The organism is Photobacterium sp. J15 (assembly GCF_963870815.1).
GTDB lineage: Bacteria > Pseudomonadota > Gammaproteobacteria > Enterobacterales > Vibrionaceae > Photobacterium > Photobacterium marinum.
This window is the reverse complement of record NZ_CAWMUI010000001.1, coordinates 3,154,340-3,178,283: the sequence shown is the minus strand read 5'-3', so window position 1 is coordinate 3,178,283 and position 23,944 is coordinate 3,154,340. Positions and strand designations below refer to the sequence as shown.

Annotated in this window: 20 protein-coding genes and 2 tRNA genes; 19 read left to right on the top strand and 3 right to left on the bottom strand. The window is 49.3% G+C overall.

Annotation, left to right across the window (positions count from 1 at the left end):
• Window positions 1-7: 7 nt before the first annotated feature.
• From folP to nlpI, 13 genes are all read left to right on the top strand, one after another.
• Complete coding sequence (folP, locus tag AACQ93_RS14260) at window positions 8-853, top strand: dihydropteroate synthase (protein ID WP_157097573.1); 846 nt, start codon at window positions 8-10, stop codon at window positions 851-853.
• 9 nt (window positions 854-862) lie between these two features.
• On the top strand, window positions 863-2,200 hold the full coding sequence (gene glmM / locus AACQ93_RS14255) for a phosphoglucosamine mutase (protein WP_064605809.1): 1,338 nt from the start codon (window positions 863-865) through the stop codon (window positions 2,198-2,200).
• A gap of 202 nt (window positions 2,201-2,402) precedes the next feature.
• Window positions 2,403-2,735 carry a preprotein translocase subunit SecG gene (gene secG, locus AACQ93_RS14250; RefSeq protein WP_064605804.1) on the top strand — a complete coding sequence of 111 codons (333 nt, stop codon included), beginning with the start codon at window positions 2,403-2,405 and terminating at the stop codon, window positions 2,733-2,735.
• Between the two features lie 12 nt (window positions 2,736-2,747).
• Window positions 2,748-2,832, top strand: a tRNA-Leu gene (locus tag AACQ93_RS14245).
• Window positions 2,833-2,890: 58 nt separating this feature from the next.
• Window positions 2,891-2,967, top strand: a tRNA-Met gene (locus tag AACQ93_RS14240).
• Window positions 2,968-3,148: 181 nt separating this feature from the next.
• Entirely contained in the window at window positions 3,149-3,604 is a 456-nt protein-coding gene (rimP, locus tag AACQ93_RS14235; protein WP_036799368.1) for a ribosome maturation factor RimP, read from the top strand.
• 22 nt (window positions 3,605-3,626) lie between these two features.
• A complete protein-coding gene (gene nusA, locus AACQ93_RS14230; protein ID WP_007464824.1) occupies window positions 3,627-5,114 on the top strand; it encodes a transcription termination factor NusA in 1,488 nt (495 codons plus the stop codon).
• A gap of 29 nt (window positions 5,115-5,143) precedes the next feature.
• Window positions 5,144-7,918 carry a translation initiation factor IF-2 gene (gene infB, locus AACQ93_RS14225; RefSeq protein ID WP_064605802.1) on the top strand — a complete coding sequence of 925 codons (2,775 nt, stop codon included), beginning with the start codon at window positions 5,144-5,146 and terminating at the stop codon, window positions 7,916-7,918.
• 97 nt (window positions 7,919-8,015) lie between these two features.
• Window positions 8,016-8,411 carry a 30S ribosome-binding factor RbfA gene (gene rbfA, locus AACQ93_RS14220; RefSeq protein ID WP_007464820.1) on the top strand — a complete coding sequence of 132 codons (396 nt, stop codon included), beginning with the start codon at window positions 8,016-8,018 and terminating at the stop codon, window positions 8,409-8,411.
• A 2-nt stretch (window positions 8,412-8,413) separates the two neighbouring features.
• Complete coding sequence (gene truB, locus AACQ93_RS14215) at window positions 8,414-9,358, top strand: tRNA pseudouridine(55) synthase TruB (RefSeq protein WP_064605800.1); 945 nt, start codon at window positions 8,414-8,416, stop codon at window positions 9,356-9,358.
• 332 nt (window positions 9,359-9,690) lie between these two features.
• A complete protein-coding gene (gene rpsO / locus AACQ93_RS14210; protein ID WP_007464817.1) occupies window positions 9,691-9,960 on the top strand; it encodes a 30S ribosomal protein S15 in 270 nt (89 codons plus the stop codon).
• Between the two features lie 250 nt (window positions 9,961-10,210).
• Window positions 10,211-12,334, top strand: coding sequence for a polyribonucleotide nucleotidyltransferase (gene pnp, locus AACQ93_RS14205; protein ID WP_007464815.1), 2,124 nt, complete (start codon window positions 10,211-10,213; stop codon window positions 12,332-12,334).
• A 228-nt stretch (window positions 12,335-12,562) separates the two neighbouring features.
• Complete coding sequence (gene nlpI, locus AACQ93_RS14200) at window positions 12,563-13,459, top strand: lipoprotein NlpI (RefSeq protein ID WP_084419164.1); 897 nt, start codon at window positions 12,563-12,565, stop codon at window positions 13,457-13,459.
• Between the two features lie 86 nt (window positions 13,460-13,545).
• On the opposite strand, the gene AACQ93_RS14195 is transcribed toward nlpI, so the two are convergent.
• From AACQ93_RS14195 to AACQ93_RS14185, 3 genes are all read right to left on the bottom strand, one after another.
• Window positions 13,546-14,421 carry a U32 family peptidase gene (locus AACQ93_RS14195; RefSeq protein WP_064605794.1) on the bottom strand — a complete coding sequence of 292 codons (876 nt, stop codon included), beginning with the start codon at window positions 14,419-14,421 and terminating at the stop codon, window positions 13,546-13,548.
• 11 nt (window positions 14,422-14,432) lie between these two features.
• Window positions 14,433-15,428 (bottom strand): ubiquinone anaerobic biosynthesis protein UbiU, encoded by a 996-nt coding sequence (gene ubiU, locus AACQ93_RS14190; RefSeq protein ID WP_007464807.1) that lies wholly within the window; start codon window positions 15,426-15,428, stop codon window positions 14,433-14,435.
• 159 nt (window positions 15,429-15,587) lie between these two features.
• The gene (locus AACQ93_RS14185) at window positions 15,588-17,627 is read right to left on the bottom strand and encodes a sensor domain-containing protein (RefSeq protein ID WP_064605792.1); all 2,040 of its coding nucleotides are present in this window, start codon (window positions 17,625-17,627) and stop codon (window positions 15,588-15,590) included.
• 200 nt (window positions 17,628-17,827) lie between these two features.
• On the opposite strand from AACQ93_RS14185, the gene ubiT reads away from it, so the two are divergent.
• The 6 genes from ubiT (at window position 17,828) to glgX (ending at window position 23,857) form a co-directional block, all read left to right on the top strand.
• Entirely contained in the window at window positions 17,828-18,349 is a 522-nt protein-coding gene (ubiT, locus tag AACQ93_RS14180; protein ID WP_064605790.1) for a ubiquinone anaerobic biosynthesis accessory factor UbiT, read from the top strand.
• Complete coding sequence (locus AACQ93_RS14175) at window positions 18,339-18,842, top strand: GNAT family N-acetyltransferase (RefSeq protein ID WP_064605788.1); 504 nt, start codon at window positions 18,339-18,341, stop codon at window positions 18,840-18,842. Before ubiT ends, AACQ93_RS14175 begins: the two co-directional genes overlap by 11 nt.
• A 133-nt stretch (window positions 18,843-18,975) precedes the next feature.
• The gene (locus tag AACQ93_RS14170; protein WP_064605786.1) at window positions 18,976-19,377 is read left to right on the top strand and encodes a DNA polymerase III subunit psi; all 402 of its coding nucleotides are present in this window, start codon (window positions 18,976-18,978) and stop codon (window positions 19,375-19,377) included.
• The gene (gene rimI / locus AACQ93_RS14165; protein WP_064605785.1) at window positions 19,367-19,813 is read left to right on the top strand and encodes a ribosomal protein S18-alanine N-acetyltransferase; all 447 of its coding nucleotides are present in this window, start codon (window positions 19,367-19,369) and stop codon (window positions 19,811-19,813) included. Before AACQ93_RS14170 ends, rimI begins: the two co-directional genes overlap by 11 nt.
• Window positions 19,814-20,041: 228 nt before the next feature.
• On the top strand, window positions 20,042-21,622 hold the full coding sequence (gene prfC, locus AACQ93_RS14160) for a peptide chain release factor 3 (RefSeq protein ID WP_064605783.1): 1,581 nt from the start codon (window positions 20,042-20,044) through the stop codon (window positions 21,620-21,622).
• 156 nt (window positions 21,623-21,778) lie between these two features.
• Window positions 21,779-23,857, top strand: coding sequence for a glycogen debranching protein GlgX (gene glgX / locus AACQ93_RS14155; protein ID WP_064605781.1), 2,079 nt, complete (start codon window positions 21,779-21,781; stop codon window positions 23,855-23,857).
• Window positions 23,858-23,944: the final 87 nt, after the last annotated feature.

Genomic DNA, 23,944 nt, shown 5'->3' with positions numbered 1-23,944 from the left:
GAATTTGATGATCCTGACAAGTAAAGATAAGACGCTGGACCTGTCTTATGCCCATACCATGGGAATTCTTAACGTTACGCCAGACTCATTTTCTGATGGTGGTAGATTCAACCAGCTAGACAAGGCGTTGTACCATGTTGAGGAAATGCTGGCTGCTGGAACCAGTATTATTGATATTGGTGGAGAGTCGACTCGCCCCGGAGCTGCGGATGTTGTGCTTGATGATGAGTTGGCTCGAGTGGTACCGGTTATCGAAGCTATTCGAAGCCGTTTTGATTGCTGGATATCTGTTGATACCAGTAAAGCAAAAGTAATGACTGAAGCGGTTAACGCCGGTGCCGATCTGATTAATGATGTGCGGGCTTTGTTGGAGCCGGGAGCACTTGCTGCAGCGGCAACGGCAAATGTACCTGTTTGCTTAATGCATATGCAGGGACAACCGCGTACAATGCAAACCCAGCCGGAATATAACGATTTAATTACTGATGTTAGTGATTTTCTTGCCGAACGAGTGGCTGCTTGTGAGGCGGTGGGGATACGTCGTGAACAGCTATTGCTGGATCCTGGATTTGGCTTTGGCAAAACGCTGGAGCATAATTACCAACTGCTCGCGCAGTTAGACAAATTTCATCAGTTTGGTTTACCGCTGCTGGTTGGTATGTCGCGTAAATCAATGATATTTAAATTATTAGATAAGAAGCCTGCCGAATGTCTGGCTGGTAGCCTGGCCTGCGCGACGATTGCGGCCATGAAAGGTGCCCAGATCATTCGGGTCCACGATGCACAGGAAACCGTTGATGTATTAAAAGTGTGTCGTATGACTTTAGAGCAGGAAAAGAAGATAAATAGCTAGGAGCTGATAATGGCAGAACGTAAGTTCTTTGGTACGGATGGTGTACGTGGTTTAGTCGGTGAAGCGCCAATTACCCCTGAGTTTGTATTGAAACTGGGTTGGGCTGCCGGCCGTGTTCTTTCCAAGCAGGGCACAAGAAAAGTGATCATCGGTAAAGATACTCGTATTTCAGGTTATATGCTGGAATCAGCACTTGAAGCGGGCTTGGCTGCAGCAGGCCTGCAGGCGGCATTTACCGGTCCGATGCCGACTCCGGCAGTCGCTTACCTGACTCGTACATTCCGCGCTGAAGCCGGTATTGTTATTTCGGCTTCTCATAACCCTTACTACGATAACGGCATCAAGTTCTTCTCGTCAGAGGGGACTAAATTACCTGATGAAGTCGAGCTGGCTATTGAAGCTGAGCTGGAAAAACCACTGACCTGTGTTGAGTCCGCCATGTTGGGTAAGGCGTACCGCATCAGTGATGCGGCCGGTCGTTACATCGAATTCTGTAAAGGTACGTTCCCGACTGAGCTTAGCCTTTCCGGTTACAAGATTGTAGTAGACTGTGCTCACGGCGCGACTTACCACATTGCACCGAATGTTTTCAAAGAGCTGGGTGCTGAAGTGATCACACTTGGTTGTGAGCCGAACGGTACTAACATCAATGATAAAGTCGGTGCGACTGACGTTGCAGCGCTTCAGGCTAAAGTACTGGAAGAGAAAGCGGACTTTGGTATTGCCCTTGATGGTGACGGCGACCGTGTGATCATGGTCGACGAAGAAGGTAACAAGGTTGATGGTGACCAGATTGCTTACATCATTGCCCGTGATGCCCTACGTCGTGGCGAGCTGAAAGGCGGTGTGGTTGGTACTCTGATGACTAACCTGGGCATGGAAGTTGCCTTGAAGAACCTGGGTATTCCATTTGTTCGTGCCAAAGTGGGTGACCGCTACGTAATGGAAGAGCTGGTGAAACACAACTGGCTGATTGGTGCTGAAAACTCAGGCCACGTGATCCTGCTTGATAAAGTAACGACAGGTGACGGTATTGTTGCCGGCCTGCAGGTGATGGCATCAATTGTTGGCAGCAAGATGACACTGAAAGAGCTGACCGATGGTATGACTATGTATCCTCAGGTTCTGGAAAATGTTCGCTTCTCCGGTGATGCTAATCCACTTGAATCTGAGGCGGTTCTGGCAGCACAGGCAGAGGTTGAAGCTAAACTTGGAGATAGCGGTCGCGTGCTGCTTCGCAAGTCTGGCACAGAGCCTTTGATTCGTGTCATGGTTGAAGGTAAAGATGCTGATTTGGTTAAAGAATCTGCGCTTTCGATTGCTAAGGCCGTTAAAGAAAACTGCTAATATCCTTTTACAGGAAATAGTGATTTACGTGTCGGTTTTTGCTTAAAAATTGGTCAAGTGGTTCATGGCAATAGTCTTTTTGTCAGATTTTACTTGTCACAGAGTGAGGGTTTCGCTAGTATTCTCTCGCTCCTGGAATTAGGGAGTGCGCTGGCACTGCTTAAGCAAAGCCGGCACAACAATTTAACCATAGGTGGAAACTATGTACGAAATTCTACTTGTGATTTATCTGTTGGCTGCGCTTGGTGTAATTGGCCTAGTTTTGGTTCAACAAGGTAAAGGCGCAGATATGGGAGCTTCATTCGGGGCTGGCGCATCAGGAACTCTGTTCGGCGCAAGCGGCTCTGGAAACTTTCTGACTCGAATGACTGCAATCTTTGCAACTGTTTTCTTCGTTATAAGTCTGATTCTTGGTAACCTTTCTTCTAAGCATGGTGAAGAGACCAGCGGCTGGGAAGACCTGACAGCCCCTGCAGTAGAAAAAGTTGTTGAAGAAGCTGAGAGTGTGCCTGCAAACAGTGACATTCCTCAGTAATAAAAGAATTTAGCCGAGATGGTGAAATTGGTAGACACGCTAGCATGAGGTGCTAGTGCCGCAAGGTGTAGGGGTTCAAGTCCCCTTCTCGGCACCATTATTCAGTTACTTGAAAGAGTAACAACTGGACGATATAATCATCGCCAGATTACGGACGCGGGGTGGAGCAGCTTGGTAGCTCGTCGGGCTCATAACCCGAAGGTCGTCGGTTCAAATCCGGCCCCCGCAACCAAGTTTTGAAAAAACGGCTATCCTATTATGGAAGTGCGTTTTTTCTATCATAGCTAATAGCTGTGATAATCAGGGTCCAGTAATAAAAAACCCCGTAATTCGGGGTTTTTTATTATCTGAAAAATGACCATTCAGGTATTTACTGGGCTTTAGTGCCCTTTTTTTGTTTCCAGGGGGTTGTTTTGACAGCTTTAGAGATGCAATTAACCGAACTGCTTGAAGCACCGGTAACGGCTTTGGGCTATGAACTAGTCGGTTTGGAATTTATCCGTGCAGGTGAACACTCAACACTGCGTATTTTCATTGATCATGAAAATGGCATTACTGTTGATGATTGTGCCGATGTTAGCCGCCAGGTTAGTGCGGTAATGGATGTAGAAGATCCGATTACAGTGGCTTACAACCTGGAGGTGTCATCCCCTGGTCTTGAAAGGCCACTATTTAAAGCAGAACATTATCAGCAATTTATTGGCCACGAGGTCAGCCTGGTATTGAAAATGGCGATGGATAATCGTCGTAAGTGGAAAGGTGACATCGTTGCCGTTGACGGTGAGCTAGTCACTCTGAAAGTTGATGGCAATGAAGAAACATTTGCACTAAGCAATATTTCCAAGGCCAACCTGGTTCCAAAATTCTAACCGCTAAGTTGGGGCATTAGAAATGAACAAAGAAATCTTGGCTGTCGTTGAAGCGGTATCCAATGAAAAAGCTGTTCCTCGTGAGCGTATCTTCGAAGCACTTGAGATCGCACTGGCAACAGCGACAAAGAAAAAGTACGAAGCAGAAATCGACGTACGTGTAGCAATCGACCGTAAGACTGGTCATTTTGATACATTCCGTCGCTGGAAAGCTGTAGAAGAAGTGACTCAGCCTACGCTGGAAATCACTCTTGAAGCAGCTCAGTACGATGATGAAAGCATCAAGCTGGATGACTTCGTTGAAGAAGAAATCGAATCAGTAACGTTTGATCGTATCACGACTCAAACTGCTAAGCAGGTAATCGTACAGAAAGTACGTGAAGCTGAGCGTGCACAGATCGTGGAACAATTTATTGACAACGAAGGTGAACTAATTACCGGTGTTGTTAAAAAAGTTAACCGTGATGCTGTTATCATTGACCTTGGCAATAACGCGGAAGCTGTTATCCAGCGTGATGACCAGCTACCTCGTGAAAACTTCCGCCCGGGTGACCGTGTTCGCGGTCTGCTGTACTCAGTTCGTCCAGAAGCACGTGGCTTCCAGCTGTTTATGACTCGCTCTAAGCCGGAAATGCTATCTGAGCTGTTCCGTATCGAAGTACCGGAAATCGGCGAAGAAATGATTGAACTGATGGGCGCGGCTCGTGATCCAGGTTCTCGTGCGAAGATTGCTGTTAAGACTAACGACAAGCGTATCGACCCTGTTGGTGCGTGTGTTGGTATGCGCGGTGCGCGTGTACAGGCTGTTTCTGGCGAGCTTGGCGGTGAGCGTATCGATATCGTACTGTGGGATGAAAACCCAGCTCAGTTCGTTATTAACGCGATGGCTCCGGCTGAAGTTAGCTCTATCATCGTTGATGAAGACAACCACACAATGGATATTGCCGTTGAGAAGGATAACCTTGCTCAGGCAATTGGTCGCAGCGGTCAGAACGTACGTCTGGCTTCTCAGCTAACTGGCTGGGAACTGAACGTAATGACGGTTGAAGATCTGCAGAAGAAACACCAGGAAGAAGCGCAAGAGTCAATCGAAGCGTTTACTAAGCACCTGGATATCGATGAAGACTTCGCAACTGTGCTGGTTGAAGAAGGTTTCACGACACTAGAAGAAATCGCTTATGTTCCAGTGAACGAGCTTATGGACGTTGAAGGTCTTAACGAAGAGACTGTAGACGAACTACGTAACCGTGCTAAGGAAGCGCTAACAACGCTTGCTCTTGCCCAGGAAGAATCTTTAGATGGTGCAGAGCCAGCTGAAGATCTATTAGGCCTTGAAGGCCTAGAACGCGAAATGGCGTTCAAACTTGCGGCAAAAGGTGTAAGTACGCTTGAAGATTTGGCTGATCAGGCTACTGACGACCTAATCGACATCGAAGGCATGGACGAAGCAAAAGCGGGTGAGCTAATTATGGCCGCGCGTAATATCTGCTGGTTCGGTGACGAAGCGTAATCACAAATGTCAAGCAAGGGAGGAGCAGCATGTCAGAGGTTACAGTTAAAGCATTAGCTGAGGAAATCGGTACGCCGATTGATCGTCTGCTTACACAGTTTGCCGATGCTGGTATCAGCAAGAATGCTGGAGATAGCGTAAGTCAACAGGAAAAACAGACGCTGTTAGCTCACCTGAAGAAAGAACATGGTGGCGAAAGCGCCGGCGGGGCTCCGACACGCCTTACTCTTCAACGTAAAACTCGCAGCACACTGAGTGTTGCAGGTGCAGGTGGCAAGAGTAAAAGTGTTCAGGTCGAGGTGCGCAAGAAGCGCACCTACGTAAAACGTTCTGCTCTTGAAGAAGAGCAGCGCGCCGCTGAAGAAGCGAAGCGTCAGGCAGAAGAAGCTGCCAAGCGTGAAGCAGAAGAAGCCGCCAAGCGTGAAGCTGAAGAAGCCGCTAAACGTGCAGCTGAAGAAGCTGCTAAGCGTGAAGCGGAAGAGAAGGCGAAGCGTGAGGCTGAAGAAGCAGCCAAACGTGCCGCTGAAGAGAAGTGTTTAGCTAAAGAACAGGCTAAGCGTGATGCAGAACATAAGGTCGAACGTGATGCTGAGGATAAGCAGAATCGTGAAGCCGAGGAAAAGCGTTTAGCTGAAGAGGCTAAGCGAGCCGCCGCTGATAAACAGGCTAAAGAAGAAGCTGAGGCACTACAACGTCGCCGGGAAGAGGAAGCCAAGCGTAAAGCCGAAGAAGAAAGTCAGCGCCAGCTAGAAGAGGCACGCAAAATGGCAGAAATGAATCAGAAGAACTGGTCAAAGGCTGATCAGAATACGAGTAATATGGAAAAAGCAGACTACCATACTACAACGTCTAGCTACGCTCGCGCAGCTGAAGACGAACAGGATCGTAAAGAAGAAGGCGGTCACCGTCGTAAGAAGAAGAAAGCTGGCGCTAAGTCAGATGACCGTAATGCAGGTCGCGGTGGTCGCAACCAGCGTGGTCGCGGCAAGCAGCGTATGCACAAGCCGACTTCAATGCAGCACGGCTTCGACAAGACGGCAACAGTTGCTAAGCAAGATGTTGTAATCGGCGAAACTATCGTTGTATCTGAGCTTGCTAACAAGATGTCAGTTAAATCTGCTGAAGTTATCAAAGTGATGATGAAGATGGGCGCCATGGCGACCATTAACCAGGTGATCGACCAGGAAACTGCACAGCTTGTTGCAGAAGAAATGGGCCACAAAGTAATTCTGCGTAAAGAAAACGAGCTGGAAGAAGCTGTACTTTCTGACCGTGATGAAAACCTTGTTGCTGTTCCTCGTGCTCCTGTTGTTACCATCATGGGTCACGTTGACCACGGTAAGACTTCAACACTTGACTACATCCGTAAAGCACACGTAGCTTCAGGCGAAGCGGGTGGTATTACTCAGCACATCGGTGCGTACCACGTGCAGACTGACAATGGCATGATTACCTTCCTGGATACTCCGGGACACGCCGCATTTACTGCAATGCGTGCTCGTGGTGCTCAGGCTACTGATATCGTTGTTCTTGTTGTTGCTGCGGATGATGGCGTAATGCCACAGACTGTGGAAGCTATCCAGCACGCGAAAGCGGCAGGTGTTCCACTGATCGTTGCAGTGAACAAGATCGATAAAGAAGATGCTAACCCAGATAACGTGAAGAACGAGCTGGCACAGTACGATGTTATCCCTGAAGAGTGGGGCGGTGAGAACATGTTCGTTCACATCTCTGCTAAGCAAGGTACAAACATCGATGGTCTTCTTGAAGCTATCCTGCTTCAGTCTGAGATTCTTGAGCTGAAAGCTGTTGAAGAAGGCATGGCGCGTGGTGTGGTTGTTGAATCTCGCCTGGATAAAGGTCGTGGTCCTGTTGCAACAGTTCTGGTTCAGGAAGGTACGCTGCACAAAGGTGATATCGTTCTTTGTGGCCTGGAGCATGGCCGTGTTCGTGCAATGCGTGATGAGCTTGGTCAGGAAATTGAAAGTGCCGGTCCATCAATTCCGGTTGAGATCCTGGGTCTTTCTGGTGTTCCTTCTTCGGGTGATGAAGCAACAGTTGTACGTGACGAGCGTAAAGCACGTGAAGTTGCACTGTACCGTCAGGGTAAATTCCGTGATGTTAAACTGGCTCGCCAGCAGAAAGCGAAACTGGAGAACATGTTCTCTAACATGACTGCCGGTGAAGTTGCTGAACTGAACGTAGTACTGAAAGCAGACGTACAGGGTTCTGTTGAAGCAATCGCTGACTCACTGCGTAAGCTGTCAACTGACGAAGTTAAAGTTAACATCGTTGGCTCTGGTGTTGGTGGTATCACTGAAACTGACGCTGTTCTTGCTGCAGCATCTAACGCTATCATTCTTGGTTTCAACGTACGTGCTGATGCTTCTGCTCGTAAGACAATCGAGAACGAGAACCTGGATCTGCGTTACTACTCAATCATCTACCAGCTGATTGACGAAGTTAAAGCAGCAATGGGCGGTATGCTTGCTCCTGAGTTCAAACAGGAAATCATGGGTCTTGCTGAAGTACGTGATGTCTTCAAGTCACCTAAGATTGGTGCTATTGCCGGTTGTATGGTTACTGAAGGTACCATCAAGCGTAACAACCCAATCCGCGTTCTGCGTGATAACGTTGTTATCTACGAAGGTGAGCTTGAGTCTCTGCGTCGCTTCAAAGATGACGTTCAGGAAGTTAAGAACGGCTACGAATGTGGTATCGGCGTTAAGAACTACAATGATGTTCGCGTTGGTGACCAGATCGAAGTTTACGAAATCGTTGAAGTTAAGCGTACTCTTGACTAATCCTCAGAGTAATCAGCTGTTTTATAACGACTAATCTTATGGGGAGCCTCGGCTCCCCATTCTTTCAAGAAAGCATTCTTAGAGAGAGAAAACAATTATGGCAAAAGAATTTAGCCGTACCCAGCGTGTTGCACAGCAACTGCAAAAAGAGCTGGCGGTGATCCTGCAGCGTGAGATCAAAGATCCGCGCCTGGCAATGACGACCATTTCAAGTGTCGATGTATCCCGTGATATGGGTTACGCAAAAGTTTATGTGACTTTCCTGACCGTCGGTGAGCAAACTGCGGAAGACAGCCTGGAAGCACTGCGCGAGATGGCTCCGTACATCCGTTCACTGCTGGGTAAGCAAATCCGTCTGCGTGTGACTCCTGAACTGAACTTCATCTTCGATCAGTCACTGACTGAAGGTATGCGTATCTCTAGCCTGGTTACTAAGGCGGTACGTGATGATGAAGTTCGTCGTGGTGATGAAACGGAAACTGACGAGGAATAAGCATGGCACGTCGTCGTAAAGGCCGTCCAGTCGATGGGGTAATCCTTCTCGACAAACCAACCGGACTCAGCTCGAACGATACGCTGCAGAAAGTAAAGCGTATCTTCTTCGCACAAAAAGCAGGACATACGGGGGCGCTTGACCCATTGGCAACTGGTATGTTGCCAATTTGCTTTGGTGAGGCGACGAAGTTTTCCCAATTCCTGTTGGACTCAGACAAGCGCTATCGCGTTATTGCCAAGCTGGGCGAACGTACAGATACTTCGGACTCTGATGGTGAAGTTGTCCAAACACGTGAAGTGAAAGTGGATCGTGGCCTGCTGGAACGTTGCATTGCCAAGTTCCGCGGTACTACTGACCAAATTCCTTCAATGTACTCGGCACTTAAATACCAGGGGCGTAAGCTGTATGAATATGCCCGCGAAGGTATCGAAGTACCACGTGAGTCCCGTAAGATCACTGTGTATTCCGTTGAGCTGCTTCGTTTTGAAAACAACGAAGTAGAGATGGAGCTGCATGTTTCTAAGGGTACTTACATTCGCACTATCGTTGATGACCTTGGTGAAATGCTGGGTTGTGGTGCGCACGTAACTTACCTGCGTCGTACTGGTGTTTCCAACTACCCGATGGAACGTATCGTGACGTTGGAGCAGCTTCAGGCACTGCTGGACCAAGCTAATGAGCAGGGCATTGCCCCAAGCGAACTGCTTGATCCTCTGTTGTTGCCGACCGACACTGCGGTTCAGGATCTGCCGGAAGTAAATGTGCTGCCGATGCTTGCCACTTATATTCTAAATGGTAACCCGGTTCAGGCTGGTCGAGTGCCGGAAACAGGTACGCTGGTGCGTATTACTGTGGGTGAGCAACGTGAATTTATCGGTGTGGGTGTTATCGATAGTGATGGCATGCTGGCACCAAAACGCGTGATGGCGAATAAGCAAGGTTAAAGTAGCGAAATATCAACTGACGCTGCGCTCCGAGATGCGGGCGCGGCACTTTGGCCGTGCGGTTCTGTAAAAAGAGCGGAGTGCTTAGCTTTAGCATTCCGCTTTTTTATTCCGCTCTGTGACCATAGAACCAGGCCTCTAGACTGTCCTTTCCCCGTGCGTAGAAACTGGTATCTCATCTCTCGATCTTTTTGTTCTTTTTAATCTCGCGACTTCTTGTAATCTTCACTTGTAGTTACAGCGGCCTGACAGTATAATCCGCGGCTCGGGTGTCGGCTGAATCAGAGATTGGCTGGCACAAATTAAAAATATCTTTGTATTAGGAATGAGTTATGTCTCTGAATGCAGAAACTAAAGCAGCAATCGTTGCTGAATACGCGCAAGGCGCAAACGACACTGGTTCTCCTGAAGTTCAGGTTGCACTGCTAACTGCACAAATCAACCACCTTCAAGGTCACTTTGCTAACCACAAACACGACCACCACAGCCGTCGCGGTCTGCTACGTATGGTTTCTCGTCGTCGTAAGCTTCTAGACTACCTAAAAGGTAAGAACCTAGATCGCTACCAAGACCTAATCAAGCGTCTGGGCCTACGTCGCTAAGATTGCTTTCTAGAAAGGAGCCTAACGGCTCCTTTCTTTTTTATCCGGCCCTTTAAATCAGTGAGATCACGAGTCGTTTTCGTCGACCCTCAGGTCGCGACTAATGACAGTTCTTATCCTGCCGAGAATTATCATTAGTCGCGATACGTGAAATCACCGTAAAGTGCCTTTCATCACATGACGCTTTTCTTTGTGTCAGATATACTTAACGACGCAAATAGAAAGCGGAATAAAAATTAAGGAAATTCACGTGAATCCTATCGTAAAGACTTTCCAGTACGGTAACCACACAGTTACCATCGAAACTGGTGTAATGGCACGTCAGGCGACTGCTGCTGTAATGGTAAGCATGGACGACACATCTGTGTTTGTTTCTGTTGTTGGTAAAAAAACAGCGGTAGAAGGCCAGGACTTCTTCCCTCTGACTGTTAACTACCAAGAGCGTACTTACGCGGCAGGTAAAATCCCAGGTGGTTTCTTCAAGCGTGAAGGCCGTCCATCTGAAGGCGAAACACTGACTGCTCGTCTGATTGACCGTCCAATCCGTCCGCTATTCCCAGATGATTTCAAAAACGAAGTTCAGGTTATTGCAACTGTGGTTTCCGTTAACCCAGATGTACAGCCAGATATCGTTACTATGATCGGTACCTCTGCAGCTCTTGCTATTTCTGGTATTCCGTTCAATGGCCCAATCGGTGCAGCTCGTGTAGGTTACATCAACGACCAGTTCGTTCTTAACCCAAGCAATACTGAGCTGGAAGAAAGCCGTCTTGACCTTGTAGTTGCCGGTACTGAAAGCGCAGTACTGATGGTTGAATCTGAAGCTGATCGTCTGTCTGAAGAGCAGATGCTACAAGCTGTTGTATTCGGTCACGACCAGCAGCAAGCTGTTATCAAAGCGATCAACGAATTCGCTGCTGAAGTAGCAACTCCTGCTTGGGATTGGGAAGCTCCTGCTGAAAACACAGAGCTTAAAGCACTGGTTGCAGAGAAAGCTGAAGCTCGCCTTGTTGAAGCTTACCAAATCACTGAAAAAATGGCTCGTTACGACCAAGTTGGCGAGATCAAGAATGACGTGGTAGAAGCACTGCTGGCAGAGAATGAAGAACTGGATGAGCGCGAAATTCGTGACATGCTGGGTTCTCTGGAGAAGAAAGTAGTACGTAGCCGCATCATCGCTGGTAACCCACGTATCGACGGCCGTGAGAAAGACATGGTTCGTGCTCTTGATGTACGTACAGGCGTTCTGCCACGTACTCACGGTTCTTCACTATTCACCCGTGGTGAAACTCAGGCACTGGTAACTGCAACACTGGGTACTCAGCGTGATGCACAGATCATCGATGAGCTAACAGGTGAGCGTAAAGATCACTTCCTGCTGCACTACAACTTCCCTCCATACTGTGTAGGTGAAACTGGTTTTGTTGGTTCTCCTAAGCGTCGTGAAATCGGCCACGGTAAACTGGCGAAGCGTGGTATTGCTGCTGTAATGCCTTCTGTTGATGAATTCCCATACACAGTACGTGTTGTTTCTGAAATCACAGAATCTAACGGTTCATCTTCAATGGCTTCTGTATGTGGTACATCTCTGGCGCTGATGGACGCTGGCGTGCCAATCAAGGCTTCTGTTGCGGGTATCGCAATGGGTCTTGTTAAAGAAGGCGATGACTTTGTTGTTCTTTCTGACATCCTGGGTGACGAAGACCACCTGGGTGATATGGACTTTAAAGTTGCTGGTACTGACGATGGCATCACTGCACTGCAGATGGATATCAAGATCGAAGGTATCACTAAAGAGATCATGCAGATTGCCCTGAACCAGGCGAAAGGTGCGCGTAAGCACATCCTGAGCGTAATGGACGATGCAATCAACGCTCCTCGTGAAGATATCTCTGAATTCGCTCCGCGTATTCACACAATGAAGATCAACCCAGAGAAGATCAAAGATGTGATCGGTAAGGGTGGTGCAGTTATCCGTGCTCTAACGGAAGAGACTGGCACAACGATCGAAATCGAAGACGACGGTACAGTGAAGATCGCTGCAACTGAAGGTACAGCTGCGAAAGAAGCTATCCGCCGTATCGAAGAAATCACTGCTGACGTTGAAGTTGGCCGCATCTACACCGGTAAGGTAATGCGTATTGTTGATTTCGGTGCTTTCGTTTCTGTGATTGGCGCGAAAGAAGGTCTGGTACACATTTCTCAAATCTCTCAGGAGCGCATTGAGAAAGTGGCAGATCACCTGGAAATGGGTCAGGAAGTTAAGGTTAAAGTCCTTGAGATTGACCGTCAGGGCCGTATTCGCCTGAGCATGAAAGAAGCGGTAGCAGAGCAAAATGAAGCTCCGGCAACTGAAGAGAAGCCAGAAGCTTAAGTCTTTTTGCTAAAAGCATGATATAAAAGGGGCTGAAAGGCCCCTTTTTTAGATCCTTTAATAACAAATGCCAAGCCAGAAAGTCTGCAACCCGGCCGTGGAGTCGTGAAAGTCGCAGGATAATTGTTCCGTTTGGTATTAGCCTTAACGATACGCGCCTTCTTGCGCTGATGGTATAAGCTAGTAAGAAGAGCTTGTCCGTTTGGTATGACCTCAGGGAGAATTGCATTGATTGCAAACAGGTTAAAAATCGCATGTATTGCGGTGATGATGTTAGCTGGCTGCAGCTCAGCACCTCAGTCTAAATGGGCTCATCCCCCGATGGCGGTCCCTTTCCAGCCGACAATTCAGCAACAGATCCAGCTGGCTCGCATTGATCAGCTGCTAAAGCGCAGTGATCTGGACAATAACACCCTGGCTCAGGTGTATTATGAGCGCGGTTTGCTTCATGACAGTATTGGCCTTCGGGACCTGGCTCGCCTTGATTTTAACCAGTCGCTGTCACTAAAACCTGACCAGCCGGATGTCTTTAATATCCTTGGTGTCTATTTCACCCAGAGCGCACATTTTGATGCGGCTTATGAAGCCTTCGATTCCACCCTGGAGCTGAACCTTCGTCACCCGTTTGCCCAGCGCAATCGTGGGATCGCCCTGTATTATGGCGGTCGTTACGACCTTGCTCATGAAGATTTGGTGGCTCACTATCAGCAGAATGTAAATGATCCGTACCGGGTGATTTGGCTCTACCTGGTTGATCTGGAACGCACACCGGATACAGCTCAGGACAGATTGAAACAGCGTTATGAAGTGGCTGAAAAGCAAGAATGGGGATGGGAAATTGTCCGTCTTTATTTGAGTGAGCTGAGTGAAAGTGAGTTACTGAACCGGATTGCCAACGAAAGCGAAGATAATGACATCCTGGCAGAACGTCTTACCGAGGCGTATTTCTACCTGGGTAAAATCTATCACCATAACAAGGATTACCAGTCAGCCCTGATGCTGTATAAGCTGGCGTTGTCCGGTAATGTTTATGAGTTTGTCGAGCACCGTTTTTCGCTGTTAGAGCTGAGTCGTCTGATGGCTGAAGCAAAGCGGGAGCAAGAAACAGAGCAAAGCGAAAGCTGATAGTATCGTACGCGATAATCTGAAAAGAATAAAAAAAGCCGCGAATTCGCGGCTTTTTTGTATTTCAGGCTGGCTAATCAGTCCGATCAGACAATTTCGAGACCGGCCAGATTATGCCAGTAGCCGTTACACTGATGGCCGCCTTCGAGCTGGTGACGGGTTGCGCCTTGTTCGTTAGCGCGGAAATCATCAACCAGCGACAGGGTTTCAGTACCTAGTGGGCTAAGGCGAACCACATCCACCAGGCCTTCCATTCCTTTCAGATCATTGATTAGGTTATAGCAGTAACCGGACTGGGTCTGAATACCGTTCAGGGTAAAGACTTTCTGTGATTCCTGGCTGTTTACCGTGATCCCGTTTGGATACTTGATACAGCAGGTTTCGCAGTCATCTTTGGCGCGGTTTTCGGCACGGGCGGTGAAGCAGCGGGCAGAATAGGCCAGCGGCAGGTAACCGTAGCTGAAGACTTCGGTTTCGAATTTGTCACGAATACCCATCGTCTCACACTGCTGAACGACATTTTGCAGCCATTCGCGTGACAGCTCGACTGGCATACACCAGCGTACCATGCCTTTTTTCAGGAAAAGGTTCAGCGTTTGGGCGTTGTAGCAGTTCACCGCTGGGCCGACCGCAAATGGGATACCTTTTTCGTGAGCCATTTGAATCGCAGATACATCGTTGGCTTCGATGATGAAGTCACCGTTGTCGATGTATTTCTTCATCACATTGACTTCACTCGGTGCTTCAAGCAGTGCCATGGTCGACAGTACCACTTGTTTGCCGGTGGAAGCGATGTCTTTGGCAATTTCAAACCAATGCGCCGGTTTCATTTCACGGCGCTTCGAGCATACGGTTTCACCCAGGTAGATGATATCGGTATTGGCTTCTTTCGCCTGCCGGTAAAAAGCTTCAACATCATCTTTTGGCCAGAAATAAAGGAGTGGGCCAAGCGAGTATTTCATAGTGTTCTCCTTTATTGCCATTTACGATGGTACGCGCCAAGGGTGGTCTGGCTGCCTTCTGAGACATTGCCCAGGCAAGCATTCCACGCCGGATCTACGTGGTAGCCTTCAGGGTTTGCCAGGTAGCGGTCGATTGCAGCGCGCCAGGTGCGGGTAACTTGCTCGACATAAGCCGGGCTGCGCTGACGGCCTTCGATTTTCACCGAAGCGATGTTGGCTTTAAACAGCTCAGGCAGAATTTCCAGCGTATTCAGGCTGGTTGGTTCTTCAAGGGCATGGTAGCGCTTGCCGTCAACTTCGAAGCGACCTTTACACAGGGTAGGGTAACCCGCGTTTTCTCCGGCTTCGTAACGGTCAATCAGGACGTTGTTCAGGCGTGACTCCAGACCCTGCGGGGTTTCCTGCCAGCGAACATATTTAGCCGGAGAACAGGCACCGACAGTGTTTGGTGATTCACCGGTCATGTAGGAAGACAGGTAGCAGCGACCTTCGGACATGATACACAGGCTGCCGAACGCAAAAACTTCCAGTTCCATATCTGTATTGCGTGCCAGCTGTTTAACCTGATGGATAGACAGTACGCGAGGCAGTACCACACGCTTAACATTGAAGTTCTGTTTGTAGAAATCAATGGCAGCGGTGTTAGTGGCTGACGCCTGTACCGACAGGTGAAGTTCCAGATCCGGGTATTTGGTTGCCGCATAGTCAAGTACCGCAATGTCAGCCACGATCAGGGCATCGACGCCCATGGCTGCAGCATTGTCGACCGCTTTGGCCCAGCGATCGAAACCGTCAGGGTGAGCGAAGGTGTTCAGGGCAACATGTAACTTCCTGTCATGATCTTTCACGTATTGGACAGCTTTCTCCAGCTTGCGACCAGTAAAGTTTAAACCTGCAAAATGACGGGCATTGGTGTCATCTTTAAAGCCGATGTACACCGCGTCCGCACCGTTATCAATGGCAGTTTTCAGCGCCGGAAGGTTACCGGCGGGGCAGAGTAGCTCCATAATTATTATATCTACCAGTGGTGGAATGAAAGTTATGGAGGAATAGTAGGGGGCTAGGTGCCCCCTTGTCTTGATATCAGGCAGGTTTTATTGATTTAGGACAATTTTTTCGGGTTTGGTGGCCGTTTTGTAATCAATCGGGCAAAAATTTGTGAATTTTTAGTCCTGCCGACGGCTGTGCTTGAGTAGGATCGCCTCGAGCTCATTTTTCGGTAACGGACGGAAGAAATGGAAGCCCTGGATATAGTCGCAGTTAAGGTTTGACAGCAAGGTTGCCTGCTGGCGGGTTTCTACCCCTTCGGCCACAATGCTCATGCTCAGTGATTTACCCAGATTGATGATGTTTTCGATCAGGGTTACCTGCTTGGGCACAGTTTCGATATCTTTGATAAAGGCCCGGTCGATTTTCAGCTCATCAAGCGGGAAGCGGGCAAGGTAAGACAGGGACGAATAACCGGTACCGAAATCATCAATAGACAGGGCAAAGCCCTGCTTTTTGATCGCGTTCAGCATCTGGATGGCATGCTCGCCGTCACTCATTACCGCGCTTTCGGTCAGCTCGAAAGTAATATCATTCGGATTGACGCCAGTGGCTTTCTTTAACTGTTCAACGTAAGAAATCAGATTCGGGTTACCGAACTGCTGTGGCGATAGGTTGATGGCAACCCGTCCGGCCATCAGGCCTTGTTGTTTCCATTTACGGACGGTGGTGAACACTTCCTTCATTACCACTTGGCCAAGCTGTTCAATCATCCCGGAGCGCTCGGCAACCGGAATAAACTGGGCTGGGCTGATGTAGCCTTCTACCGGGTGTTTCCAGCGAACAAGTGCCTCGGCACCGTCAATGACAAAATCACGCGCATGGACCTTAGGCTGATACCAGACTTCCAGCCCGTTGTGTTGCAGGGCTTTTTGCAATTCGATTTCCAGCCACAGCTGCATCCGTGCTTCTTTGTTCATCTCATCGCTGAACTTCACCAGGCGATTTCGGCCACGGTTTTTGGCTTCATACATGGCGGTATCGGCATTTTGTAGCAGGATACGGGCATCGTTGCCATCACCAGGGTAATTGACCATGCCAATTGAACAGGCCAGGTGCTTACTGAAGTGGTGAAGGTCAAACGGCTGGTTAATAAGGGCGATGATTTGCTGCGAGATCAGTTCGCCGGCGCGGTCGTGTTCCGGTTCGGGCAGGATAATGGCAAACTCATCACCGCTCAGGTGGCCGATAATGGCTGATTCTGGCAACAGACGCTGCAGGCGCTGGGAAATTTCCTGAAGTACCCGGTCACCGATATGGTGGCCGAGCGAATCATTGATGTTTTTGAAGTTATCAAGGTCAAGGTAGAGCATCACCAGTGGTGTACTCTGGCTGATCAGCTGGCTTAATCGACGGCTGAAGCCGTGGCGGTTGTACAGGCCGGTCAGGGGATCGGTATGAACCAGTTGCTCGACTTGGCCTTGTTGAACGGCTTGTTCCGAATTGTCTTTTATCAGTACCAGCTTGGCGGGCGAACCGAGCAGGGTGATATCAGAGGCGGTCACCTGCAGCATACGTTCGGTGTTACATCTAGGACTGGTTTGGCACTGTCGTGGAGGTGTCTTGCCTAACTGGCTGACATGGTTGCCGAGGATACGCTGGCTATGGCTGTCGATCAGGAGCCGGCCAAGCTCTTCACCAATTAGTTCTCGTGGAGATTCGAAACCCAGCAAATCGGCGGCGGCCATGTTGGCGGAAATAATAATATCGCCTTCGACAATACAGCTGCCGTCTGTAAGTAGTTCATTGAGCTGGTTGAGTTGGTTTTCCAGTTCCTGAAGCGAGTTGGCCAGTACCTGGCGCTCGGAGGTGTCGGCGGAATGCAGGACAATATAAGGAATATCGCCGGATTTGTCCGGCAACGGTGCCAGGCTGAAGTGCATACTGGTGTCGTGGCGATTATCGTTCAGTACCACTTCACCTTCGACGGATTCACCTTTGAATGCTCGTTCATAGTAAGGACGCAGTGAATCGTAAAATGCCTGGCCGAGAATCGTTTTGTCATTCTGGCCGACCAGCTCTTCACGTTTCAGACCGCTTATTTCGCAGTAGCGGTTATTGACGACCAGATAGTTATGCTCTTTGTCCAAAACAGCAAACAAAAAAGGGCTGTTATCGGTCAGCAGTGGGAACCAGTAATTAAGTTGCTCTGTCGGCATTGATGAATCGTACGTCCGTATGCGTTAGACTTCGGCCTTAGCCGGTCAAATATCAGTGCCGGATACTATAACCTGTGATGAAGGCGCAATTCCAAACTTTGCGAGTATAGAAACGTTTTTTTTGACCCAAGGCATAAAAAGCCCCACCTTCATTACCCTACAATCGATGAATAAATGTGAAACAGGCAGGATAATAAACAGTGATTGCTCAACTACGAAAGCATATGGTACAGCATGGCCCGGCATTGATCCGTGTGCCGGCAAAGTTGACTCCTTTTGCGGTCCAGAAGAAAGTGATGCTGGATGGTCTGGCTATGGTATTCAAAGAAGCGCTGGAAGACGGCGACTTTGAGTTTCTGGAAGATCGCTGGCTGAAAGTGGAAGTCAGGGATCTGGGCCTGCGCTGGTACATCAGTTACCAGGGTGAAAAGCTGGTTGTATCTGAGCACGTTGAGCAGGAAGATGTCAGCTTCAGCGGCGACTGTAATGATCTGGTTTTGATCGCAGCCCGCAAAGAAGACCCGGATACCCTTTTCTTCCAGCGCCGTCTGCGCATTGAAGGTGACACCGAATTAGGTCTGGAAGTGAAGAACCTGATGGACAGTATCGATCTGGATTCACTGCCGGCACCGGTTAAATTTGTACTGGAGCAGTCTGCGGACTTCATCCAGAAAGGCATGCAGGATATTGCTGCAGAACACGAGGTAATTAATGCTCATTAGAACTGAAGCTCCGGCAGATATTCTGCCTATCGACAGGTTACTGAAAGCCGCTTTTGAAACGGAAGCTGAAGCCAACCTGGTAATGAAACTGCGCGAAAACGGCCGCTGCACATTGTCGCTGGTGGCCTGCAGTGATGAAGGTGAGGTTATCGGTCATCTGTTTTTCAGCCCAGTGACTGTCGATGGTCAGGATGATAACTGGCAGGGGCTGGCTCCGTTGGCAGTGAAGCCGGAGTTTCAGCGTCAGGGCATTGGCCTGGCACTGATGGAAGAAGCGAAAGAAACGCTGGCTGAGTTTGGCTACCCGGTTACCGTTGTGCTGGGCCACAGTGATTATTACCCGAAGGTCGGTTTTGTGAAGGCTTCAGATCATGGCCTGAGCTGCAGCTGGCCGGTGCCTGATGAGGCATTCATGGTGCTGGAGTTGATCCCGGGTACTCTGGCTGGCAGAAATGGGTTGGTGGAGTACAGCGCTGAATTTTCAGACGTTTAACTTTGCTTTGCTCATGAACTGCAAAAATGCCACCTTCGGGTGGTATTTTTATGGATAATAATTCAGTTTGGCGGGGCGGTTCTGGTAGGATCGCACGCCGGAGTGATACCACCACACAGAGAATGGTAAGAGGATGAAACAGCGAGATATACAGGTTTTGCAGGAAATGGGCCTGACTTACTGGCAGGTAAGAAAGCCCTCTTTTTTTCCTGAGATGCAGGTGCCTGTGATTGATCTTCCCGAGACATGCAAATTGCTGTTTGTCTGCGAAGATGAACTGGACGAACATGACCGCTGGTTATTTGGCCGGATCTTGCAGAGCATGAAGCTGACGCCGGAGCAGGCGCTGCTGGTGCCGCCGCAGGCGCTGGAGCAGATTCGTGAACATCATCTGACCTGGTGCTGGTTGGCTGGCTGTCAGGGGGGAAATCCTGCGGGTAGCCGACTGTTGACCTCGGTATCACTGAAACAAATGCATACCAATCCAGCAGGCAAAAAAGCCCTATGGCAACAAATTTGTTCATATGACTCATAAAATTGTATCACTTGAGCCACATCACCTGGACGATGTCTGGCGTATTGAGCAGGCTGCTCACGCATTTCCCTGGTCTGAATCGCTGATCCGTAAAGAGCCGGGTAAGTTTGCCGTTAATTTAGTTTTGCAGGCTGGCGACCAGGTTGCCGGTTATTGTTTTGGCCAGAATATCGTTGGCGAGGCAACGTTGCTGAATATTGCCGTTGATCCGGCTTTTCAGGGTAAGGGTTACGGCAAGGTTTTGCTGGAAGGCTTTATTGATTGTCTGGCACAGGGCAATGCTGAGGAAATCTGGCTTGAAGTTCGGGCCAGCAACACCCGTGCATTTCAGTTATATGAAGCCCTTGGTTTTAATGAAATCAACCGCCGTGAGGATTACTATCCGACAGCGACAGGACGGGAAGACGCTCTGATCATGACTTATATGTTCATGTAGCGACTTAACCTTTTATAAGCGGTAAACCGGATAGGTTTACCGCTGTGACTTTCCGCGGAGTTTGCGTATAATTCCGCCATCTTTTGGCTCCAGTGGCTCGCTGGCCGGCACTTGTGCCGGTGAGTAACCGAATAGCGGTGCCGAACCAGGAGCCCGACAGCCTTTCGCTGAAATATCAGCAGGGCTGCGACTCGATTATTGAAATCTCTCACAGGATTATCAGCGCTTATGTCTTTTCTATCTGAAGTGAACAAACGTCGTACGTTTGCGATCATTTCTCACCCGGATGCGGGTAAAACAACGATTACCGAAAAAGTTCTGTTATTCGGAAACGCGATCCAGAAAGCCGGTACGGTAAAAGGCCGTGGCTCCAACCAGCATGCTAAGTCTGACTGGATGGAAATGGAAAAAGAGCGTGGTATCTCGGTAACAACATCGGTAATGCAGTTCCCATACAACGACAGCCTGGTGAACCTGCTGGATACCCCGGGACATGAAGACTTCTCGGAAGATACTTACCGTACCCTGACTGCTGTTGACTCCTGTCTGATGGTTATCGACGCAGCGAAAGGTGTAGAGGATCGAACCCGTAAGCTGATGGAAGTTACCCGTCTGCGTGATACGCCAATTATCACCTTCATGAACAAACTTGACCGTGATATCCGTGATCCGATGGAGCTGCTTGACGAAGTTGAGAGCGAGCTGAACATCGCTTGTGCACCGGTTTCATGGCCTATCGGTTGCGGTAAAGAGTTCAAGGGGGTGTACCACATCCACCGTGACGAGACTATTCTTTACACCACAGGTCAGGGTCACACAATCCAGGACGTTCGCATCATTAAAGGTCTGGACAATCCTGAACTTGATACCGAAATTGGTGAAGAGCTGGCAGAGCAATTGCGTGAAGAGCTTGAGCTGGTACTGGGTGCATCACACGAATTTGACCGTGAGCTGTTCTTGCAAGGTGAACTGACACCGGTATTTTTCGGTACTGCACTGGGTAACTTCGGTGTTGACCACATGCTGGACGGTCTGACTGAGTGGGCGCCTGCGCCACAGACTCGCCAGACAAACGAGCGTGTTGTTGAAGCAACGGAAGAGAAATTCTCCGGTTTCGTGTTCAAGATCCAGGCAAATATGGATCCTAAGCACCGTGACCGTATTGCTTTCATGCGTATTGTATCGGGTACTTACACCCAGGGCATGAAGATGAACCACGTACGTACCGGTAAGAACGTCAGCATTTCTGATGCGGTAACCTTCATGGCCGGTGATCGTGCACGTGCTGAGAACGCATACGCGGGTGATATTATCGGTCTGCACAACCACGGTACTATCCAGATCGGTGATACCTTCACTCAGGGTGAATCACTGAAGTTCTCTGGTATTCCTAACTTTGCACCGGAACTGTTCCGCCGTATCCGCCTGAAAGATCCTCTGAAACAGAAGCAGCTGCTGAAAGGCCTGGTACAGCTGTCTGAAGAAGGTGCGGTACAGGTATTCCGTCCGCTGCAGAACAACGACCTGATCGTAGGTGCGGTTGGTGTGCTTCAGTTTGACGTGGTTGTCGCCCGTCTGAAGGCTGAATACAACGTAGAAGCAATCTACGAGAGCGTTAACGTAGCGACAGCACGTTGGGTTGAATGCGAAGATGCCAAGAAGCTGGAAGAATTCAAACGTAAGAACCAGTCTAACCTGGCACTGGACGGCGGCGATAACCTGAGTTACATCGCTCCGACTATGGTTAACCTGAACCTGGCAAAAGAGCGCTTCCCGGACATTGATTTCCGTGCAACCCGTGAGCACTAAGCAATTTTGTTACAGGCCTTAGCCTACCGATCGACAAAGCCGTCACAATCGTGGCGGCTTTTTTTATGACATTTCTGCGGATCGGCCCTGGCTCTCTTTCCTTCTGACGGTTACAGCTTAATATTCCATTAGTTGCATCAGATAAAGGAGGGCGTAATGGAATTTTTCGCCGAGAACGAAATCAGAGCCTTGCAGGGAGAGCCCTATCCGCTGGGCGCAACAATGAAAGATCAGGGCGTAAACTTCAGCCTTTATTCCAAAGATGCCACCCGGGTGACGTTACTGTTGTTTGATAACCCGGATGCCAGTCAGCCGTTTCGGTCGATTGAATTAAACCCCGTAGACCACAAGCGCGGTCATTATTGGTTTATGTTCGTGACCGGTATCGGTCATGGCCAGGTTTACGGTTTTCAGGTGGCCGGGCCGTGGAAACCCCGTACCGGTCTGCGTTTTGACCGGGATAAAGTGTTGATCGACCCTTACAGCCAGGCGATTTGCTTCGGGCAGAATTACAGTCGCGACAGGGCCATCGGTCCCGGTTCGAACATGGGATCCAGTATGCTCAGTATGGTCGTAGATCAGCACGGGTTTGACTGGCAGGGGGCTACATCACCCAATCATTCGCTTACCGATACCATGATTTATGAGATGCATGTCGGAGGGTTTACCCGGCATCCGTCATCCGGTATCGAAGAGACCCGACAGGGCACATTCGCCGGGATTATCGAGAAAATTCCGTACCTGAAGTCGCTTGGGGTGACGGCGGTAGAGCTGATGCCGATACAGCAGTTTGATGTTCAGGATGCACCGGAAGGACGGCAAAACTATTGGGGATACAGCCCGATAAACTTCTTTGCGATTCATGCCGATTACAGCGTTGAAAAAGAACCACTGGCGGCGATAAATGAATTTAAAACTATGGTCCGGGAGCTTCACAAAGCCGGGATTGAAGTCATTCTGGATGTGGTGTTCAACCATACCGCCGAAGGCGATGAGAGCGGCCCGACATTTTGCTTTAAGGGCTTGCAGAACGGGGCCTACTACTTGCTGGATAAAAGTAATGGCAAATACGCTAACTACAGTGGTTGTGGCAATACCTGCAATGCCAATAACAGTGTGTTGCGGCGGATGATTATTGATGCCTTGCATTATTGGGTAACTGAAATGCATGTCGACGGTTTTCGTTTTGACCTGGCCTCGGTGTTGGCCAGAGACAGTCAAGGGCATCCGATGAAAGAGCCGCCGTTACTGTGGTCGATAGATTCGGATCCAATCCTTAGCAGTACCAAGATCATTGCTGAAGCCTGGGATGCCGCAGGCTTGTACCAGGTCGGTTCGTTTATCGGCGACCGCTGGAATGAATGGAACGGCAAATATCGCGATGATGTCCGGGCATTCTGGCGCGGTGATAACGGTTATGTCGGGCGCTTTGCATCTCGTATTTTAGGCTCTCCGGATATTTACTGTAGCCACCGTCACTCACCGCACAGGTCGGTGAATTTTATCTGTGCCCATGACGGCTTTACCCTCAATGATCTGGTCAGTTACAGCAAAAAACATAACCATGCCAATGGCGAAAACAACTGTGACGGCGATAACCATAATGTGTCGAGTAACTACGGAATCGAAGGCCCGACCGCGATAGCTGAAATTGATAATATTCGGAACCGTCAGTGCAAAAACATGCTGGCAACTCTGTTTCTCTCCTTGGGGACGCCGATGATCTGCATGGGCGATGAAGTACGGCGGACTCAGCAGGGCAATAACAACGCGTATTGCCAGGATAATGAAATCAGCTGGTTCGACTGGCGGTTAGCTGACAAGCATGCTGATATTCATCGTTTTGTCACTCAACTTAGCCAGATCCGCAGTGCTGAGCCGACGATCGACTGGAATATGCATATGTCGCTCAGCTCGGTGCTGGAAAATGTCGGGATTAGTTGGCATGGCACGGAGCCGAACAAGCCGGATTGGTCTGAACATTCCCACTCGCTGGCACTAACGGTTAACCATCCGATCACCAAAGATGAGCTGTATGTAATTTGCAATGCTTACTGGGATCCGCTGGAGTTCACTATCCCGGATCGAAACAGTAGTGATTGGCACATACTGATCAATACTGCCGAGCCAAGTCCCGGAGATATTTATACGATTGAGCAGGCGCCGAAATATCAGGGTAATACCATTCTGGCGACCGGGCGTAGTATGATCGTTATGGTTGCTAAGAAGAGTTAGCGCCAAAGCAACCCGGTGTCCCGGCGAGAGCTGGTGACATCGGGCCGAGTCAATCGCCAGCGTTTTTCTGAGAGCCAGATTATTATT

Coding starts and splice junctions, on each gene's coding strand:
- nusA (WP_007464824.1), top strand. CDS start 3,627: ATGAACAAAGAAATCTTGGCTGTCGTTGAAGCGGTATCCAATGAAAAA.
- rimI (WP_064605785.1), top strand. CDS start 19,367: ATGACTCATAAAATTGTATCACTTGAGCCACATCACCTGGACGATGTC.
- AACQ93_RS14195 (WP_064605794.1), bottom strand. CDS start 14,421: ATGAAATACTCGCTTGGCCCACTCCTTTATTTCTGGCCAAAAGATGAT.
- rpsO (WP_007464817.1), top strand. CDS start 9,691: ATGTCTCTGAATGCAGAAACTAAAGCAGCAATCGTTGCTGAATACGCG.
- secG (WP_064605804.1), top strand. CDS start 2,403: ATGTACGAAATTCTACTTGTGATTTATCTGTTGGCTGCGCTTGGTGTA.
- prfC (WP_064605783.1), top strand. CDS start 20,042: ATGTCTTTTCTATCTGAAGTGAACAAACGTCGTACGTTTGCGATCATT.
- glgX (WP_064605781.1), top strand. CDS start 21,779: ATGGAATTTTTCGCCGAGAACGAAATCAGAGCCTTGCAGGGAGAGCCC.
- AACQ93_RS14175 (WP_064605788.1), top strand. CDS start 18,339: ATGCTCATTAGAACTGAAGCTCCGGCAGATATTCTGCCTATCGACAGG.
- folP (WP_157097573.1), top strand. CDS start 8: ATGATCCTGACAAGTAAAGATAAGACGCTGGACCTGTCTTATGCCCAT.
- AACQ93_RS14170 (WP_064605786.1), top strand. CDS start 18,976: ATGAAACAGCGAGATATACAGGTTTTGCAGGAAATGGGCCTGACTTAC.
- AACQ93_RS14185 (WP_064605792.1), bottom strand. CDS start 17,627: ATGCCGACAGAGCAACTTAATTACTGGTTCCCACTGCTGACCGATAAC.
- ubiU (WP_007464807.1), bottom strand. CDS start 15,428: ATGGAGCTACTCTGCCCCGCCGGTAACCTTCCGGCGCTGAAAACTGCC.
- glmM (WP_064605809.1), top strand. CDS start 863: ATGGCAGAACGTAAGTTCTTTGGTACGGATGGTGTACGTGGTTTAGTC.
- truB (WP_064605800.1), top strand. CDS start 8,414: ATGGCACGTCGTCGTAAAGGCCGTCCAGTCGATGGGGTAATCCTTCTC.
- infB (WP_064605802.1), top strand. CDS start 5,144: ATGTCAGAGGTTACAGTTAAAGCATTAGCTGAGGAAATCGGTACGCCG.
- rbfA (WP_007464820.1), top strand. CDS start 8,016: ATGGCAAAAGAATTTAGCCGTACCCAGCGTGTTGCACAGCAACTGCAA.